The organism is Desulfobulbus sp., assembly GCF_031547805.1.
In the GTDB taxonomy this organism is placed as follows: Bacteria; Desulfobacterota; Desulfobulbia; order Desulfobulbales; family Desulfobulbaceae; genus Desulfobulbus.
Window position 1 is genome coordinate 94,058 of record NZ_JAVBRQ010000030.1, and the last position, 18,625, is coordinate 112,682.

The 18,625-nt window shown below is 60.7% G+C and carries 16 protein-coding genes; 13 read left to right on the top strand and 3 right to left on the bottom strand.

The window, feature by feature from the left end:
• Nucleotides 1-54 precede the first annotated feature (54 nt).
• From RMR13_RS10880 to dsrP, 7 genes are all read left to right on the top strand, one after another.
• Complete coding sequence (locus tag RMR13_RS10880; protein ID WP_310600657.1) at nt 55-2,205, top strand: carboxy terminal-processing peptidase; 2,151 nt, start codon at nt 55-57, stop codon at nt 2,203-2,205.
• A 155-nt stretch (nt 2,206-2,360) separates the two neighbouring features.
• Nucleotides 2,361-2,903: an RsbRD N-terminal domain-containing protein gene (locus tag RMR13_RS10885; protein ID WP_310600658.1), complete on the top strand. Its 543-nt coding sequence runs from the start codon at nt 2,361-2,363 to the stop codon at nt 2,901-2,903.
• A gap of 106 nt (nt 2,904-3,009) precedes the next feature.
• Nucleotides 3,010-4,023, top strand: a complete 1,014-nt coding sequence (gene dsrM, locus RMR13_RS10890; protein WP_310600659.1) for a sulfate reduction electron transfer complex DsrMKJOP subunit DsrM — start codon at nt 3,010-3,012, stop codon at nt 4,021-4,023.
• Between the two features lie 40 nt (nt 4,024-4,063).
• Complete coding sequence (dsrK, locus tag RMR13_RS10895; RefSeq protein ID WP_310600660.1) at nt 4,064-5,695, top strand: sulfate reduction electron transfer complex DsrMKJOP subunit DsrK; 1,632 nt, start codon at nt 4,064-4,066, stop codon at nt 5,693-5,695.
• A 27-nt stretch (nt 5,696-5,722) separates the two neighbouring features.
• Entirely contained in the window at nt 5,723-6,094 is a 372-nt protein-coding gene (gene dsrJ / locus RMR13_RS10900) for a sulfate reduction electron transfer complex DsrMKJOP subunit DsrJ (protein WP_309411428.1), read from the top strand.
• Between the two features lie 22 nt (nt 6,095-6,116).
• Nucleotides 6,117-6,929, top strand: a complete 813-nt coding sequence (gene dsrO, locus RMR13_RS10905) for a sulfate reduction electron transfer complex DsrMKJOP subunit DsrO (RefSeq protein ID WP_310600661.1) — start codon at nt 6,117-6,119, stop codon at nt 6,927-6,929.
• Between the two features lie 7 nt (nt 6,930-6,936).
• Complete coding sequence (gene dsrP / locus RMR13_RS10910; protein WP_310600662.1) at nt 6,937-8,109, top strand: sulfate reduction electron transfer complex DsrMKJOP subunit DsrP; 1,173 nt, start codon at nt 6,937-6,939, stop codon at nt 8,107-8,109.
• Nucleotides 8,110-8,176: 67 nt separating this feature from the next.
• On the opposite strand, the gene RMR13_RS10915 is transcribed toward dsrP, so the two are convergent.
• Nucleotides 8,177-8,968: a prepilin peptidase gene (locus RMR13_RS10915; RefSeq protein WP_310600663.1), complete on the bottom strand. Its 792-nt coding sequence runs from the start codon at nt 8,966-8,968 to the stop codon at nt 8,177-8,179.
• Nucleotides 8,969-9,031: 63 nt separating this feature from the next.
• Between RMR13_RS10915 and RMR13_RS10920 the strand changes: the two genes are divergently transcribed.
• The 6 genes from RMR13_RS10920 to RMR13_RS10945 all read left to right on the top strand — a co-directional run bounded on the left by RMR13_RS10920 (nt 9,032) and on the right by RMR13_RS10945 (nt 14,571).
• A complete protein-coding gene (locus tag RMR13_RS10920; protein WP_310600664.1) occupies nt 9,032-9,808 on the top strand; it encodes a dihydroorotate dehydrogenase electron transfer subunit in 777 nt (258 codons plus the stop codon).
• Entirely contained in the window at nt 9,796-10,731 is a 936-nt protein-coding gene (locus RMR13_RS10925; RefSeq protein WP_310600665.1) for a dihydroorotate dehydrogenase, read from the top strand. Before RMR13_RS10920 ends, RMR13_RS10925 begins: the two co-directional genes overlap by 13 nt.
• A 3-nt stretch (nt 10,732-10,734) precedes the next feature.
• Entirely contained in the window at nt 10,735-11,433 is a 699-nt protein-coding gene (gene aroD / locus RMR13_RS10930; RefSeq protein WP_310600666.1) for a type I 3-dehydroquinate dehydratase, read from the top strand.
• The gene (locus RMR13_RS10935) at nt 11,430-12,263 is read left to right on the top strand and encodes a shikimate dehydrogenase (protein WP_310600667.1); all 834 of its coding nucleotides are present in this window, start codon (nt 11,430-11,432) and stop codon (nt 12,261-12,263) included. Before aroD ends, RMR13_RS10935 begins: the two co-directional genes overlap by 4 nt.
• 21 nt (nt 12,264-12,284) lie before the next feature.
• Nucleotides 12,285-13,565, top strand: coding sequence for a 3-phosphoshikimate 1-carboxyvinyltransferase (gene aroA / locus RMR13_RS10940; RefSeq protein WP_310600668.1), 1,281 nt, complete (start codon nt 12,285-12,287; stop codon nt 13,563-13,565).
• A 73-nt stretch (nt 13,566-13,638) separates the two neighbouring features.
• Nucleotides 13,639-14,571 carry a transporter gene (locus tag RMR13_RS10945; RefSeq protein ID WP_310600669.1) on the top strand — a complete coding sequence of 311 codons (933 nt, stop codon included), beginning with the start codon at nt 13,639-13,641 and terminating at the stop codon, nt 14,569-14,571.
• Between the two features lie 69 nt (nt 14,572-14,640).
• Here the strand turns inward: RMR13_RS10945 and RMR13_RS10950 are convergent, their stop codons facing one another.
• Nucleotides 14,641-16,941, bottom strand: coding sequence for a serine protein kinase PrkA (locus RMR13_RS10950; protein ID WP_310600670.1), 2,301 nt, complete (start codon nt 16,939-16,941; stop codon nt 14,641-14,643).
• Between the two features lie 39 nt (nt 16,942-16,980).
• Nucleotides 16,981-18,615 (bottom strand): SpoVR family protein, encoded by a 1,635-nt coding sequence (locus RMR13_RS10955; RefSeq protein ID WP_310600671.1) that lies wholly within the window; start codon nt 18,613-18,615, stop codon nt 16,981-16,983.
• Nucleotides 18,616-18,625 lie beyond the last annotated feature (10 nt).

An 18,625-nucleotide genomic window follows, 5' to 3' on the forward strand; every position in this document is an offset into this window, starting at 1 on the left:
CCGTGAACGCCCCATGGCTTTCATCCACCCTCCGGATTTGACCTGCCAACCGTTATGACACTGCCCACCCGACTTTCCTTTCGGCGCCCGTGGCTCTTCGCAGCCGCCTCTTTTCTGCTCGTCCTGACCCTGACCGCCCCGTGCCAGGCCAAAAAGGCTGCTCCCGAGGAGTTCAACGCCGAGCGCAACCAACTGATCGCCCTGATGCTCAGCCAGCAGCTTCCGGCCCAGCATTTCAGCCATCATCCGCTGGACGACGCCCTTTCCCGCCGGGCTTTCGACCTCTATCTCCGGCAGCTCGATCCGCGCAAGCGGTTTCTGCTCCAAGCCGACGCCAAGCAACTCCAGGCCTTTGCCGACCACATCGACGAAGAACTGTCCAGGGGCAAGATCGTACTGGCCGACGCCGGCATGACCCTGCTCAACGACCGGATCGATCAGGTGGACAAGATGATCGATCCGATCCTCAACCAGGGCTTTGACTTTGACCTGAAGGAATCGCTCGAAATCGAGCCCAAGAAACTGGAGTTTGCCGAAAACATTGAAAAATTAAAGGAGCGCTGGCACCTGGCCCTGAAAATGCAGGTTTTGGAGGCCTATTTCGACCTGTTGGAGACCAAGGGCAAGCAACAGCCCGATATCCTGAAAAATATCCATCCCAAACAACATCCGGCCGAGATCCAGGAAGCGATCAAAAAGGTGCGCGAATCCACCCATCGGGCCTTGAGCCGGTTGGCGCATCAGTCCCGCCAGGATCACTTCGACCGCTATTTCGACGCGGTGGCACGGGCCTTCGACCCCCACAGCGACTACATGGCGCCCACTTCCAAGGAGGATTTCGACATCCAGATGAGCGGCTCGCTCGAAGGCATCGGCGCCCTGCTGCGGGAAGACGAGGGCTTGATCAAGGTGGTCCGGATCATTCCCGGCAGCGCGGCCGAGAAGCAGGGAAAACTCCAGGCCGAGGACACCATCCTGGCCGTGGCCGAGAAGGACGGCGAACCGGTCGATATTTCCGAAATGCGCATCCGGGAAGCGGTCAGCCTCATCCGTGGGCCCAAGGGGACCGAGGTCCGCCTGACCGTGCAGAAGCCCGACGGGACCAAGCGGGTCATTCCCATCATCCGCGACGTGGTCCGGATCGAGGAAACCTATGCCAAGTCGACGACGATCAAAAATGGCAAGACCACCATCGGCTACCTGCGCATCCCCAGTTTCTACCGGGATTTCACGGCCCAGAGCAACGGCAAGGAGAGCCGCAATGTCAGCGATGACACCCTGGCCGAACTGATCAAACTGAAAAAACAGAAAATCGGCGGCCTGATCGTCGACCTGCGCAACAACGGCGGAGGAGCCCTGGCCGACGCGGTCCAGATTTCAGGACTTTTCCTGCCCGGCGGTCCGATTGTCCAAGTCAAGGATTCGCAGGGCTCCATCCGGGTACTCGAGGACGAGGACCGCGATGTCGCCTATGGCGGTCCGCTGATCATCCTGGTCAACCAATTCAGCGCCTCTGCTTCGGAAATCGTCGCCGCCGCCCTCCAGGATTACGGCCGGGCCTTCATCATCGGCAGCGAACACACCCATGGCAAGGGAACGGTGCAGGCCATGATGGACATGAACAAGAATCTGCCGCTCCTGCATTTGCAGGATTACGACGATCTCGGCGCCCTCAAGCTCACCATCCAGAAGTTCTACCGGGTCAACGGCGGCTCCACCCAGTTCAAGGGCGTCGAACCGGATCTGGTCGTGCCTTCGATCTTCGATTATCTCGAAACCGGCGAGAAATACATGGACTATTCCCTGCCCTGGGATCAGGTGGACCGGGTGGATTATGCCCGATGGCGCGGCAACCGCATTCCCCAGGATCAGATGTGGCTTGCAGGAAAACAATGGATCGATAACAGCGCCGCCTTCAAGAAGATCAAGGAGGAAACGCAAAAAACCAAGATCCGGGCCAAGCAGACCACCGTGACCGTGGCCCTCGATGCCATGTGGAAGGAACGGGAAGAGGTCAAGGCCACCCGCAAGGAGGCCAAGGCCGCGGGACTGATGCAGGAAGACGGTGAAGACGACGAGAGTAAGCAGGAGCCGCCGGAGCAGAAGCTCGACAAGCAGGTCGCCACCGATCCCTACATCCAACTAGCCGTGTTTCTGTTAAAAGAAGGCCGCAACGGCGGCGGGTCCGCCGGAGCGGTTCGCTAACTTTTATCTTGAAACAAATCGGTAATCGTGCTAGAGCATGCGGTGCATGAATCGTCATTCATTTTTCACGAGTGAGAGATGATTGATATACTGACAGAATTGCATTGGCTGCTCCGGTCCGCTCGCGGGCTTGAGAGCCGTTTTGACCGTAAGCGATGGAAGCAGTAAACGAAGCACTGGCCCGCAAAAAGCGGGAGATCCTTTCCCTGTGGATCGAGCGCACCCTTGACAGCTATGTCGCGCCCGGTTTTTTCAAAACGGCCAAGGATCCTTTCGCCAATCCGGTGGGCAGCAATATCACGACCGGGCTAACGGCCCTCTTTGATCTGCTGCTGGCCGACGCCGAACTCCAAGCTTTTGACAAACCGTTGGACCAGGTGGTCCGGATTCGTGCGGTCCAAGAATTCACCCCGGCGCAGGCCGTGGCCCCGTTTCTGGAGTTGAAATGGGTGGTGAAGCAGGTGTTTTCCGGCGAACAAAGCCTCAAGCCGCTGATGGGCGAGCTGGATGAACTGGATTGCCGGATCGACCGAATGGCGCTGACCGCCTTCAATATATACAGCGAATGCCGGGAGCAGCTGTACCGCAACCGAATTCGCGAGCTCAAAAGCGGCAGTTCCATACTCACCGATGCAGCCTGCCCTTCCTCCCTCATACGTCGGGCGCGGCAGGGGGAGAGCGCCGAGCTGGAAACATGAACGCGTGTGACCCGCCGGAGGCTTCAAAGCAGGATTGGAGCACACTCCGGCTTTTATCGTAACTTTTATCAAAGTTATCGTTAACCTGAATGCGAAGGAGTGATCGATGAAGTACGCCTTCCCTTTGGCGGCAGTAATTGCCCTGGTGTTGTGTGCGCTGATTCTGGTGCAGATACCGGGAATGCAATACCTTTTTGGCGTTGTCATTCCGTATCTGGCCATGGCGCTGTTTTTAGGCGGTTTTTGTTACAAGGTCATCCTTTGGGGCAAATCGCCGGTGCCATTCAAGATTCCCACCACCTGCGGCCAGGGGTATTCGCTGCCCTGGATCAAGCATGACAAACTCGAGGCACCGGTCAATGCCGCCCAGGTCGTGGCCAGGATGTTTCTTGAAATCGTCCTCTTTCGTTCGCTTTGGCGCAACACCAAGGCCACCGTCTACGCCGGGCCGAAACTGACCTACGAGTCCAGCAAGTGGCTGTGGCTCTTCGGCATCATGTTCCATTACAGCTTCCTGCTGATCGTCATCCGCCACATGCGGCTGTTCCTCGATCCGGTGCCGGGGCTGGTCTCCTTCGTGGAAATCGGCGATTCGCTCCTGCAAATCGGCGCTCCGGCCATGTACATGACGGACGTGACCATCGTCCTCGCCCTGCTGTTCCTGTTCGGCCGCCGCCTGACCAATCCTCAGGTGCGCTACATCTCCCTGACGAACGACTACTTCCCGCTGTTCCTGATCCTGGGCATCGTGCTGACCGGCATCCTGATGCGCTTCTTCCTCCGGGCCGACGTGGACATCAACGCCATCAAGGAACTGGCCGTGGGCTTGGTCACCTTCTCGCCGACCATCACCGTCAAGATCAGTTCCCTCTTCTATGTCCACCTCTTTTTGGTGTGCACTCTGCTTGCGTACTTTCCCTTCAGCAAGCTTATGCATATGGGCGGCGTCTTCCTCAGCCCGACCCGGAATCTGGCAAACGATTCCCGGATGAAACGCCACATCAACCCCTGGAACCCGGAAATCAAGCCGCATTCCTATGCCGCCTATGAGGACGAGTTCCGCGAGGATATGGTCGAGCAGGGCATTCCCGTCGAGAAAGAGTTGCCGTCGCAAGGCTAATGACTAACGCTGGATAATTCAAGAGGACAAGGACAGAGCAATGGCAGTAGTAAAGGTAGATAAGCTGGCACGGAGCGTTGCCGAGGGACCTTCGCTGATGACGGGCTCCATCCCGACCAAGAATTGGATGGATGTACCTGCCGTTTTCAAGCCCGGAAATTACGCCTACCCGGCCAAGGCTGAGGTTATCAGATATCTGGACAGCCAGAAGGGCGTCAGTTTTCCCAATGCCCGCGAATGGAATCCGGAAGACGACGATTGGAAACTTCCCGAAAATTGGAAGGAAATCATTCTCAAGGGCTTGGCGGACCGGCTCGATCGTTTCCGCTCCCTGAAGATATTCATGGATTGCTGCGTCCGTTGCGGCGCCTGCGCCGACAAATGCCACTTCTTCATCGGCACCGGCGACCCCAAGAACATGCCGGTGTTGCGCGCCGAGCTGCTGCGGTCCGTGTACCGCAAGGAGTTCACACGGGCCGGCAAGATTTTGGGCAAGATGGTCGGCGCCCGCGAGATGACAGCAGGCGTGCTCAAGGAATGGTTCATGTACGCCTACCAGTGTACGGAATGCCGGCGTTGCTCGGTCTTCTGTCCCTACGGCATCGACACCGCCGAGATCACCATGATGCTGCGCGAGCTGCTCCACATGGTCGGCGTGGGCATCAACTGGGCCATGGAGCCGGTCTCCAACTCCAACCGGACCGGTAACCACATGGGCCTGACCCCCCAGGCCTTCAAGGGCAATGTCGAGTTCCTTTGCGAGGATATCGAGAATCTCACCGGCGTCCGGGTCAACCCGACCTTCAACCGCAAGGGCGCCGAGGTGCTGTTCGTCACCCCCTCGGCCGATGTCTTCGCCGAGCCGGGCATCTTCACCTGCATGGGCTACCTGCTGCTGTTCGAGGCCATCGGCCTCGACTACACCTGGTCGACCTACGCCTCCGAGGGCGGCAACTTCGGTCTCTTCACCTCCAACGAGATGATGAAGAAGCTCAACGGCAAGATATACGCCGAAGCCAAGCGTCTGGGCGTCCGCTGGATTCTGGGCGGCGAGTGCGGCCACATGTGGCGTGTCCTCCATCAGTACATGGATACCATGAACGGTCCGGCCGACTTCCTCGAGGTTCCGCGCTCGCCGATCACCGGCACGGTGTTCGACAACGCCGCCTCCACCAAGATGGTCCACATCTCCGAATTCACCGCCGACCTCATCAAGAACAATAAAATCAAGCTCGACAAGAGCCGCAACGCCCATGTCGTCGCGACCTTCCACGATTCCTGCAACCCCTCGCGTGCCATGGGCCTGCTGGACGAACCGCGCTATGTTCTTGACAATGTGGTCGACAACTGGTTCGAAATGCCGCCCAACACCATCCGCGAGCAAACCTTCTGCTGCGGCTCGGGCACGGCGCTCAACACCGACGAAATCATGGAGTTGCGCATGCGCTCGGGGCTGCCGCGGGCCAATGCCGTCCGCTATGTCCACGAGAAGCATGGGGTCAACACCCTCGGCTGTGTATGCGCGATCGACCGGGCCACCTTGACAACCCTCATGAACTACTGGGTACCCGAGGTTCAGGTGGCCGGTTTGAGCGAGCTTGTCGGCAACGCATTGGTGATCGAAGGTGAACAACGACAAGACCTGACCGAAGGGCTCAGGACCTTGGTTTAACTGACCCGCAGGAAGGGAGGAAGAGCGATGTATGACAGCGGTAAAATAATTCCGGGACTGATCATTTTCGTCCTGTTCATCACCATACCCATCTGGTACAACCGCGGCGGTGGGACTGAACCACCCAAGCCCGTGTTACCCAAGGATGCCAAAGCCTGCGTGCTGCCGGCGGCCGAAATCCGCGCCGAGCACATGAAACTGTTGAACGTCTGGCGCGACGAAGTCCTGCGGGACGGCCAGCGTGGAACCGTGACCGTGGACGGCAAGGAATACCCCAAGAGCCTGATGCTGAACTGCATGAAATGCCACACCAGCAAGAAGCAGTTCTGTGACACCTGTCATACCTACGCATCGGTTCGTCCCTATTGCTGGGACTGCCACTTGGCCCCTGTTGAGTGAACGGCGAAGGAGGAAAAAACAAATGGATACCAACAGAAGAAATTTCCTCAAGGTTGCCGGCCTTTCAACCCTGGCGGGCCTTGGTGGAACTGCAGTAGTCGATCGTTTGGTTGCGGGTGCCGGGATGGCGCAGGCCAACACCGGTGAGAACCAGGGCGCTGCCGGCGCCGTTCCGGGCAAGCCGGGTGCCATTCGCTACGGCATGATCATCGATATCAAGAAATTCTATCAAGATCCCGGACTGGGCGAAAAAGCGGTCCACGCTTGCCACCAGTTTCACAACGTGCCCAATTTTCCTGAAAAGCGCGATGAGATCAAATGGATCTGGATGACCAAGTTCGAAAATGCCTTTCCCGAACGACCCAACCTGTATCCCGATGAGGAGAGCGCCAGCAAGAAGTTGCCGATCCTGTGCAACCACTGCGACAATCCGCCCTGTGTCCGCGCCTGCCCGACCAAGGCCACCTTCCGCTATGACGATGGCATCATCGGCATGGATTACCACCGCTGCATCGGCTGCCGTTTCTGCATGGCCGCCTGCCCCTATGGCAGCCGCAGCTTCAACTGGCGCGATCCTCGGCCGTTCATCGCCCATATCAACCACGATTATCCTACTCGCACGCGCGGTGTCGTGGAAAAATGCAATTTCTGCGTGGAACTGGTTCAAGCCGGTAAAATGCCAGCCTGTGTCGAGGCCGTCGCCGACAGCAAGGCGCTCGTCTTCGGCAATCTCAACGACCCGAACTCCGAGATCCGGAAGATTCTGAAGGAGAACCACACCATTCAGCGCAATCCTTCCCTCGGAACCTTACCTTCAGTCTTTTATATCGTGTGAGGCCCCCATGTTTGAAAAAGCATTAAAAGGAAATAATTACTACTGGATGTGGCTGGCCTTCCTCGGCTTTTTTATCGCGGTGGCGGCTGTCTGCTATCTTCGCCAGTACTTCTACGGTCTTGGTATCACCGGCATGACCCGCGACGTTTCCTGGGGAATCTACATTTCCCAGTTCACCTTCCTGGTCGGCGTGGCCGCGGGAGGTGTCATGCTGGTGCTGCCGTATTATATCCATAACTTCAAGGCATTCGGCAGGATTACCATTTTGGGCGAATTCCTGGCCATCGCCTCGCTGCTGATGTGCATGATGTTCATCATGGCCGACCTCGGCCAGCCGTTGCGCGGCTTGAACGTCCTGTTCTTCGCCACTCCCCATTCCATGCTGTTCTGGGATATGTGCGTACTGTGGGGTTACCTGATCCTTAACGTTCTGTGCGGCTGGGTCATCCTGACCGCGGAGCGCAAGCAGATGCATCCGCCCAAATGGATCTACTTTTTCGTTTATCTTTCGATTCCCTTTGCCTTCTCCATCCACACCGTCACCGCCATGCTCTACTGCGGTCTGCCCGGCCGCCATTTCTGGCTGTCGGCGATCGTCGCTCCCCGCTTCCTGGCCTCGGCTTTCGCCGCCGGTCCTGCGTTGATCGTGGTCATGGCCCTGATCCTGAAGCGAGTCGCCAACTTCGATGCCGGCAAAGAGGCCATCGACAAAATGGTGACCATCATCACCTATGCGGCCATCGCCAACATGTTCTTCGTCGGCCTGGAGTTTTTCGTCGGCTTCTATTCAAGCATCCCGGGTCACAAGCACACCCTGCAATACCTGTTCTTCGGGCTGGAGCACCATGGCCATGTCTACAATAACCTGGTGCCCTTCATGTGGGGCTTCGTGGCGCTCTTCGTCGCTGGCATTGCCCTGATCACCCATCCCTACACCAGAAGGAAAAGCGATCTCTGGCTGGGACTCGGTTGCGCTTCTATCTTCCTGGCCTTTTGGCTGGACAAGGGCATCGGCTTTGTGTTGGGCGGCTTCGTTCCCACGCCGACCGAAGAAATCGTCGAATACTACCCGACACTCAACGAAATCTTCATCACCATCGGCGTCTGGGCTGCCGGCTTCTTCATCCTCACCATCCTCTACAAAATAGCCATAGGGGTGGAACACGAAGTAGAAGCGTAAGCCACCTGCCTATCCACAAAAAAAACCCCGAGATTTTCTCGGGGTTTTTTTTTGCCTGCAAATCGAGTTACAGCAGGCCGGTGTAGGTCAGGTACAAACGCCACAGCAGGTTGATCTGTTCCTGAAGGAAGAGATAGGAAAGGGCGGCAAGTGCCAGAAAGGGGCCGAAGGGGATGCGAGTCAGGCCGCCTTTTTTTTGCTTGAACATGGCGGCTACCCCGACCACGCTGCCGGCCAGGGAGCTGGCAAAAACCACGAAGAGCAAGCTCTGCCAGCCGAGGAAGGCACCGATCATGGCCAGCAGCTTGATATCGCCGCCGCCCAGCCCGTCACGGCCGGTCAAGGCATAGTAGCCGTAGGCGATCGCGTAGAGCAAGCCGCCGCCCAGCAGGATGCCGAGCCCGGATTGCTGCCAGGTCACGGTGTGGACGAAAAAGGAACCGATGAAACCGATGACAATGCCGGACAGGCTGATTTGGTCGGGAATTATTTGATGATGGATGTCGATAAATATGATAACCAGCAGGGCAGCACAAAAAAGAAAATAGAGCAGCGACTCGACCCCGAGACCGAATCGGTGCGCCACCAGAACCGACAAAACCGCCATGGCCAACTCGACCAGCGGATACTGCCAGGAGATGGCCGTCTTGCAAGACCGGCACCGCCCCCGCAAGACCAGGAAACTGAGTAGGGGGATGTTCTCGTACCAGGCCAGGGGATGCAGGCAACGGGGGCAATGGGACGCGGGGAAAACAATGGACTCCCCCTCTTTCGGCAGCCTGAGGATGACCACGTTGAGAAACGAACCCACCACGGCGCCGAGCACCGCAGCCACGATGAGCAAAGCTGATTGCACCATTGATAACCACCTGTTGATTTTTCAAAAAACGCGGTTGACCCGTGATCTGTTGTATCGCTTTCCATGCCCGAGTACCAGGAAAATTCTATAATCGACTCGATCGACCGGCTGGCCGAAAGCTTCTATCGGCTGAGCTTGCGCGCGCCGCGGATCGCCTCCGCCGCCCGGCCCGGACAGTTTGTCATGGTGTCCTGCGGCCCCTTTCTCGATCCCCTGCTTCGGCGACCCTTTTCCATCCACCGGTGCAACGGGTCCGATACCCTTCAGCTCCTGATCCGGGTGGTGGGCCGGGGCACCGAGTTGTTGGCCCGCTGCCGTCCCGGCCAGAACCTGAATCTGATCGGGCCGCTGGGACACGGATTCAACCCTCCGGCGGCCAAGACCCCCATCTGCCTGATCGGCGGCGGCATCGGCATTGCCCCCCTGCTTTTCTGGGCCGAACGGCTGGAACCACCCGAACGCTGTACGGTCCTCCTGGGCTCGCGCACCGGTGAAGAACTGATCCAGCTGGCGGCGGGATTCCGCGACTTGGGTTGCAGGGTCGAAATCGCCACCGACGACGGCTCGCTCGGCCACCATGGCCTGGTGACCGATCTGCTTGCCGCCCACCTGCCAGCCACGGCCAAAGCCTATGCCTGCGGGCCGATGCCGATGATGGCGGCGGTGGCTCAGATCTGCCGGGATGCCAAGGTTGCCTGCGAGGTCTCGCTGGAAGCGCACATGGCCTGCGGCCTGGGTGCTTGCCTGGGCTGCACCGTCCATGGCACCGGCAACCGCTATCTCCATGTCTGCAAAAACGGGCCGGTGGTGAACGCCGAGGAGGTTGCATGGCAGCGGTGAACCACCCCATCGACCTTTCGGTCTCGCTGGGACCGCTGGCACTGGCCAATCCGGTCCTGACCGCTTCCGGCACCTTCGGCTATGCCGCCGAATTTGCCAATCTGGCTCCGCTTGCCCGTCTGGGTGGAGTGGTGGTCAAGGGCATTTCGCTGGCTCCCCGGCCGGGCAATCCGCCGCCGCGCATCGTCGAGACGCCCTGCGGCATGCTCAATGCCATTGGCCTGGAAAACGTCGGCGTTGATCGCTTCATCACCGACAAAATGCCTTTTTTGCGCACCTGCGACTGTCGGGTGATCGTCAATATTTTGGGCGACTCCAGCGAAGAGTATGCCGCCCTGGCGGCGAGGCTGACCGGCGTGGCCGGAATCGACGCCCTGGAAGTCAATATTTCCTGCCCCAACGTCAAGAAAGGCGGCGTTGCCTTCGGCACTGTCCCGGAAATGGCGGCAACGGTCACCCAGGCGGTCAAGGCGGCCACCGACCTGCCGGTTATTGTCAAACTGTCGCCCAATGTCACCGACATCGTCGCCATGGCCCGGGCGGTCGAAACCGCCGGCGCCGACGCGATCTCCCTGATCAACACCCTGATCGGCATGGCCATCGACGCCCGTAGCAGACGGCCCAGGCTGGCCAACGTGATCGGCGGCTTGTCCGGCCCGGCGATCAAGCCCGTGGCCCTGCGCATGGTCTGGCAGGTAGCCTCCGCGGTCAGCATCCCGGTGATCGGCATTGGCGGTATCGCCACCGCCGAGGACGCGGTCGAGTTTCTTCTCGCCGGGGCCACCGCGATCCAGGTGGGCACCGCCAATTTTTTCAATCCAGCGACAACCGGCCAGATTGTCGACGGCATCGAAGCGTACCTGCGGCAGCAGGGCGAATCCTCGGTCCGGGGCATTGTCGGCTCCCTGCGCCTGGACGCATAAGCCATGACCGCGACGAAGGGATTGATCTGCGTCTCGGTGCTGGCCGAGAGCAACGAGGCGGTGCTGGCCGCGATTGCGCCGGTGGCCGGGCTGGCCGATGTGGTCGAGATCCGGCTCGACGGCCTGCGCGAGCCGCTTACCCCCGCCTGCATCGCCGCCCTCGGCAAACCGGTGCTGGCGACCAACCGACCGATCTGGGAAGGAGGCCGGTTTGCCGGCAGCGAACCGGAGCGCATCGCCTGCCTTGAGGCGGCCCTGAGAGACGGCGCCCGTCTGGTCGACATCGAGCTGCGGACCGCGCCGGAGTTCCGCGACCGGCTGCTGGCAACGGCCCGCTCCGGCGGTGCGCAGGTGCTCGTCTCCAGCCACGATTTCGCCGCGACCCCCGCCGCCGGCCACTTAAGCGCCATTCTTGGCCAAATGGTTGCCAGCGGCGCCGACATCGGCAAGATCGTCACCACCGCCGCTTCGCCGACCGACGCGCTGCGCGTCCTGTCTCTCCAACAGGAAGCCGCGGCCGCCGCCTTTCCCCTCTGCGCCTTTGCCATGGGCAAGGCCGGGGCGATCAGCCGGCTGGCCACCCTCTACCTCGGCGGCCACATGACCTACGCCGCTTTAAGCCCGGAACAGGCAACCGCGCCGGGCCAGATCACGATCCATAACCTCCATCGGCTGCTCGCCCTGCTCGATTGCCCCCAATGATCGACGGACACACCCAACTTTTCGGTATCATAGGCGATCCGGTCGAGCATTCCCTGAGTCCGGCCATGCACAACGCCGCCCTGGCCCACCTGGGACTCAACGGCGTCTATGTGCCGATGCGCCCGGCGGATTTGGCCGAGGCCTTTCACGGGCTGCGCAGCCTCGGATTCGTCGGTGTGTCGGTCACCGTGCCGTTCAAGGTGGCGATCATGGACCTGCTCGATGCCATCGATCCCGTTGCCCGCAAGATCGGCGCGGTCAACACCCTGGTGTTCGAACGGACCGGCACCGCTGTCCGCTGCACCGGCCACAACACCGATTGGCTTGGATCCAACCGGGCGCTGGCCGAGGTCATCGACCCTGCCGGCCGCACCGTCCTGCTGGTCGGCGCCGGCGGCGCGGCCCGGGCCGTGGGTTTCGGCTTGATCGAGGCCGGGGCCCAGATCCTGCTCACCAACCGCACCGAAGCCAAGGGCCGCCATCTGGCCGGGCAGCTGGGCTGCCCGTTCATCCCGGCTACCGACTTGGCCGGAATCCGGGCCGATGCCCTGATCAACACCACCTCGGCGGGCATGGCCCCTCACATCGAGGCCATGCCGATCGCCCCGGAATTGCTGCCCCATTTTCCCGTGGTCATGGACATCGTCTACGCGCCCCTGGAGACGCGGTTGCTGCGCGAGGCCACTGCCCGCGGCTGCCGCGCCATCGACGGCCTGACCATGCTCCAGTATCAGGGTGCGGCCCAGTTCACCCTCTGGACCGGCCGCGAAGCCCCCCACCCGGCCATGCGCCAGGCCCTGCTTGCCGCCCTGCACGGCCGGCATTCCTAACATTTTGCTTGATGCCCAGAGATGATCGCCATTACCCCCGTCCGCACCCTTGACGCCGTGGTCACGGTTCCCGGCTCCAAAAGCCTGACCCAGCGCGCCCTGATCGCCGCCGCCCTGGCCGAGAGCCCTTCGCAACTGCTCGGACCGCTGGCCAGCGAAGACACCCGCTACACCATCGACGCCCTGCGGGCCATGGGCATCGACTGCGACGACAGTGCGCCTGACTGCTGGCAGGTCCGGGGTACCGGCGGCCGGATCGAACCGCCCGCCGCCGACATCTTCCTCGGCAACAACGGCACCGCCACCCGTTTTCTCGCCTCGGTGGCGGCGCTGGGCCATGGCCGTTTCCGCATCACCGGCAGCAAGCGCATGGCAAAGCGGCCGATCCTGCCCCTGATGGAGGCCCTGCGCGGTTGGCAGGTGGCCATCGACAGCGATGCCGGCACCGGCTGCCCGCCCCTGACCATTCTCGCCCAAGGGCTGGCCGGCGGCCGCACCGTGCTGCCGGAGGGCAAATCGAGCCAGTACCTCTCTTCCCTGCTCCTGGTGGCGCCCTATGCCGCAGCCCCGGCCGAGCTGGAGGTACGCGGCGAGATCCTCTCCCAACCCTATGTGGAAATGACCCTGGCGGTGATGGCCGATTTCGGCATCCGGGCCGAGGCCGCGCCAACCTTAAATTTCTTCCGCATTCCCCAAGGCCGCTACCAGGGCCGGAGCTACGCCATCGAGGGCGACGCCTCGGGCGCCTCCTACTTCTGGGCCGCGGCCGCGGTCACCGGCGGCCGGGTGGTGGTGGCCAACGTGCCGGTCCCTTCCCTGCAGGGCGATGCCAGGCTCCTGCCCTATCTGGCCCGCATGGGCTGCCGGATCGACCAGACCGAGGCGGGCATCGCCGTCACCGGCCCGGAAACCCTGACAGGCATCGAATTGGACATGGGCGACATGCCCGACGTGGCCCCGACCCTGGCGGTAGTGGCCGCCTTTGCCGAAGGCACGACCGTGATCGACAATATCGCCCACCTGCGGATCAAAGAGTGCGACCGGCTGTCCGCGGTGGTCAACGAACTGCGCCGAATGGGGGCCGAGGTGGAGGAAGAGCCAGCCCGGATGATCATCCACGGCAAAAAGGGCGGCAGCAACCTGCACGGCGCCGCCATTGCCACCTACGACGACCACCGCATGGCCATGAGCTTTGCTGTGGCCGGCCTGCGCATCCCCGGAGTGGCTATTGCCGACGAACAATGCGTGGCCAAATCCTTTCCCGATTTCTGGAAGCGGTTCGGCCGAATGGCCGGATCGTGAACGGCAAACGATGCAAGCGGGCAAGGCCGCGAGGCCGAACCTAAGATGAGCGACAACAAGTAAGGAGAAAAAGATGTTACGGAGAAGTAAGCAATGGCTTGGCGGCATTGCCGGCGGTCTGGCACTGCTGACAGGATTGAGCGGCACCGGTTGGGCGGCAACCCCGGGCTCGCATTATAACTACGGAGTCGAGGGAGTGATGGCGGCCACGGCGCCGCCGCCGGGCTGGCACTACCGCATGTACAACCTCTGGTACAACCCGACCGAATACAAGAACAACAGCGGCAACACCGTGCCGGGAAAATTCGACCTCAACGTCTTCGCCTCGGCCCAACGCGTGATCCATGTCACCGACATCAAGATTTTGGGCGCCGACTATTTCTACGATTTCGTCGTGCCCCTGGTCGACCAGGAATTCACCCAGGGTACCTTTTCCGACAGCCATTCCTTCACAATCGGCGACATCGAGATCGAGCCCTTTGCCCTGGCCTGGCACCGGCCCCGCTGGGATGCCGCGCTGGCCCTGGCGGTGATCGTCCCCACCGGCCACTACGAGGCCAACGAACCCGCCTCGCCCGGCTTGGGCTACTGGTCCGGCCGCCTGACCCTGGGCGGCACCTATTATTTCGACGAGCAGAAAACCTGGTCCGTCAGCGCCCTGACCAGGGTGTTGATCAACAGCGAACAGGAAGACACCGACGTCAGGCCCGGTTCCGAGTTTGTCGCCGAATACGGCATCGGCAAGGAATTCCGGTTCAATAACTGGATGATCCGCCCCGGTCTGGCCGGCGCCTCCTACTGGCAGGTGTCCGACGACAGCGACGACAACCTGGCCTACGGCATCGTGTCCGATCAGCACAAGCAGGCCCATGCCGTCGGCCCGGAACTCAACGTGCTCTACCTGCCCATGCTGTTCCAGGTGAATCTGCGCTATCTCCAGGAGTACGGGGTTGAAAACGGCCCGGAAGAATCGCGCATCATCGCCACCCTGACCAAATCCTTCTAAACACTCTTCCGCATGCGCCGGCTTTCCCCAACCACGGGGAAGCCGGCTTTTTCTTTTTCGACCCGCTGATCAGGGCGTGAACTGCCCGAGATTGCCTTGCTCGGAAAACACCCTGGCCAGGCCGTTGTCGATGACGTAGATGCAGATCTCCTTGGCGCCCTGGCGGGTGTAGCCGAATTTCTTCTGCAGGTTCTTCATCATGAAGCGGATGTCGCTCTGGATCTTCTGGTCGTAGGCCTTGAACGATTCCTGGTCGAATTCCTTGACCGCCCGCCGGAAATTCTCGTTTTCCAGGAAGGGATCGAGCACCTTTTCCTTCAGGGTGTGGATATAGCGTTCGTAGAGGTGCTGGTAGAGCCCGGTCTCGGTGACCGCAAGATTGTCACGCAAGATCTCCTGGGTCAGGGCCGAGCTGGTGTAGGCCTTCTGCACGCTGGCGCGGAAGGCGGCGGCACCGCCGGCAGCGATCATCAGGCGCGATTCGATCCGTTGGAAGAAGGCCTCGTTGATCTCCAGCCGTTCGCCGGTGAACCGGCAGGTCGCCACGGTTCCCGGTTCGAAGTTGACCGCAAACATGTAGTTCTGGATATCCCGGGCAATCTGCTCCTCGTTGTAGTCGTACAAGGCTTCCTTGACCGACTGCAACACCGAGTAATTGTACATGCGCTGCAGGGAATCGAGGAAGCCCATGGGCAGGATGCTTTTGTCCTTCTTGCAGTATTTGCGGAAGAACTTGCCGAGCATCGACATGTCGATCAGTTTGTCTTCCCGGGCGTAGATCGAATAGAACTCGTTGAACATCCGGATGGAATCGCGTCCGGACAGCCCCCGCCAACCGTCCTGTTCCGATTCGGCGATGATCTTCAGCCGCCGCTTGGAGGTGAATCGCTCCACGTCTTCCTCGGCCAGCCAGGCCGGAATGTGGCCGGTGTAGATCTCCATCTTGAGCAGTTGCAGGTTGTGATCGCAGTACAACTCGTACTTGTCGGGGTCCTGAATCCATTCGAGCATGGCGTCCGACTTGGTCGGCAACCGGGTGGCCACGATCACCCGGGCGAAGTTATGCAGAACGCGCGGCAGAAAGCTGTCGTCGATATGGGCGCCGAACACCTCCCGGTATATCTCAACTTCTGTTTTTATATCGAGAACATAGGGAATATTGACATACTCGATCCGGTCGGCGAAGGCGGCCAGGTCGGTGAGCACCCGCTTGTCTTCCGGGTTCATCAGGGCAAAAAAGAGGCTGTTGACCCGCTCCTCGACGTGGTCGACCTTGTGCACGCCGTCGCTGACGATGTTGTGCAAATCCATCAGCCGCTCGGTGTTGTGCGACTTGACGTCCATCAAGGCATAGATGCCGTTGTTGATCTTGGCATAGCCGGAATAGAGATAGGGCACCTTGCCGGCGGGCGAGAACAGGCCGTTGAGAATGCGCTGCACCTCGTCGTCGGTGCGGACGTTGCGCTGCGAACGACGGTCGCCGGGGTTGAACACCGAAATCCCGGCCCCCAGCCGCCGGTTGAACACATAGGGCCGGGCAAAGACCGACTCCAGCACCTTGAGGGGATCGCCCTCTTTTTTCAGCAGCTCCTGATAGAGCGACAGGCAGATGGTGCACGGCTCCTCGCGGAACACCCATTCGTAGCGCTTCTCGTGAAACAGCTGGGCCTTGAACTGGTCGTTGTCCAGCAATTCGTCGAGGAACTGCCGGCGGATCGCCTTGGGAACGATCAGCAGGGGATGGTCGTGGCTCGGACAGGGCAGGGTCAGCCAATTGGCGACTATCCCCTTTTCTTCGCCGCCGGGCTCGGCATCGTCCGCCCGGCTCTCCTCCTCGCTCAGCAACTGCGGCAGCTTGCCGATCAGGTTGAGCAGCTGGACGTTGCCGGCCAGTTCGGGCACCTGCAGCCGCCACACCAGCTCGTAGCGGGTGCCTTCCGGGGTGTTGGCGTACTCCTCGAACTTGCGCAGCAGGTTGTTGAGAAAGGTCGACTTGCCGCTGCCGTGCGGGCCGTCGAAGATATAGATCTTGTTCTGCTGGTCGCCGACCGACAACGATTCCACGTGGCGAATCAAGCGATTGGCGAACAGGCGGTCGGCAAAAAACGGCCGGTCCGATCCTTCGACGAACAGGTTGCAGCAGTTGTAGTTGAGATAGCTGATCGATTCCGGGTCGCCCGGATACTCGTCGCCGCCGGCGGTGACATAGTGGTGGACCATGTCGGCATAGACCTGGGTGACGTTGCGGATGTTCCGTTCGGGCCGTTCGACCACCTCGCCGAGGAACTCGGTGAAGCAGAGCTCGTCCTGCCGATGCCGGTCTTCCTTGTACTGCTTGAGGGTTGCCAAGGCCTTGGTGAGTGCGCCCATCCTGTCGTCTCCCTGTTGTACGCTTGTCGCGCCCTGCCGTCATTCCGCCAGGGTGCGCGACAGCGTCCTGTCCTTCATGGAATAGCGGAACCGCTTCCACTGAATGGTCCGTTTGGGCATCTCCTCCCGGGCCTGGTCGTCGCTCTCCCGGTTCGACTTCACCGGAATCGGCACCCTGGTGTAGAGATGCACCTCGCCGCCCCAGAGGTATTCCAGGCCCAGCATCACGCCGGGGATAAGATCGCGCAGCAGCGGCTTACCCTCGAACTGATGGTCGAGAACCAGGACATTGTTTCCGTCCACCCTGACCTCGACCCGGGGCGGATGATAGAGGCTGTCGGCCACCATCTGTTTGTAGTCGGCGGCCTTGCGGCTGCGGACATAGTATTGCCAGGTCATCCGTTCCTTGTTCAGCCGCTTGCCGACCACGAACAACCGGTGCTGATCGACGAAATCCTGGTCGATGAACTGGTTGACGAACATCGAGTCGCAGTAATTCTCGCGGAGGTGAAAGATGAAGTCCCGCCCCTGGCCAGTGGCCCGGTCGAACCGCCGCCGCTCCTGCCGGTCGCGGGTCTGAAAGTAGGCCAGACCGGTACGGCCGCGATCGGCCCGCTGCTCCAGATATTGGAAGAGCCGCATGCCGAGCGCGTAGGGATTGAGCCCGACCCGGGGCATGGAGGTCACCTTGGCGTTGACGATGGCGTAGTCGACTTCGTGGCCCTTGATGCGGTCGTCGCCTAAGAACAGGGTGTCGTGCCAGTAGGAGGCCCAGCCCTCGTTGAGGATCTTGGTGCGGATCTGGGGCTGGAAATAGAGCGAGGTCGAGCGGATCACCTCCAGAACCATCAGCATCCAACGGTTCTCTTCCCGGTTGAGGAAGGGCGAGTGCGCCATCAAAAATTGCAGCGGATCGGTCCGGCCGACCTGCTTTTTCTCCCGCAGTTTCTTGGCGTACAGGGTCTCCAGCTCCCGGTGCTTCTCGGTCACGCTCTTGAGAAACCGCAGCTCGCCGTCCTCGGGAAACTCCCGGCACATCCGGTTGTAGCGCTCTATCTCGCCGGCATAGAGACTCACCCCCGATTTGATCCCGCGCTGGAGAAAGACATCGAAGTAATAATCGAGCAGGCTCAAGGACCGTTCGCCCCCGGATTCGCCGCTTTCGGCCAGCAGGTCGAAATAGCCCACCAGGTTGTCGATGGTCCGGGCGAATTCGATCACGTAGTCGAGCCAGCGGCCCTTTTCCGAACGCAGCCGGGCGAACAGCCGCTTGTCGGCCAGGGCCCGGCCGGCGAAATCGTAGTCCCAGGTGTGCCGGAAGAAGAGGTTGTTCTGGAACAGATCGATGTGGCCGATGACGTGATAGAAGATCATCACGTTGAGCCAGTCGGGATTGTTGTCGTTGTAGTAGGAAATCGGCGGCCGGGTGTTGATCACCGTTTCGTAGGGATTGCTGGGATAGAGTTCGTAGCGTCCCTGGTCCCGCAGCACCTCGACATCCTGCACCCAGTAGTCGTAGAGGGTGGGGATCATCACCTTGGGGCCCAGGGCCACCAGGTCGCGGTTGGTGACGACGTATTCCAGGGTTTCGTCCCCGAAACGCAAACCGGCCTGCCGGGCGCGCTCCTTGCACCCTTCCATGATCCGCTTGGCATGCTGACTGATCAGTTCCATTATCGCACCG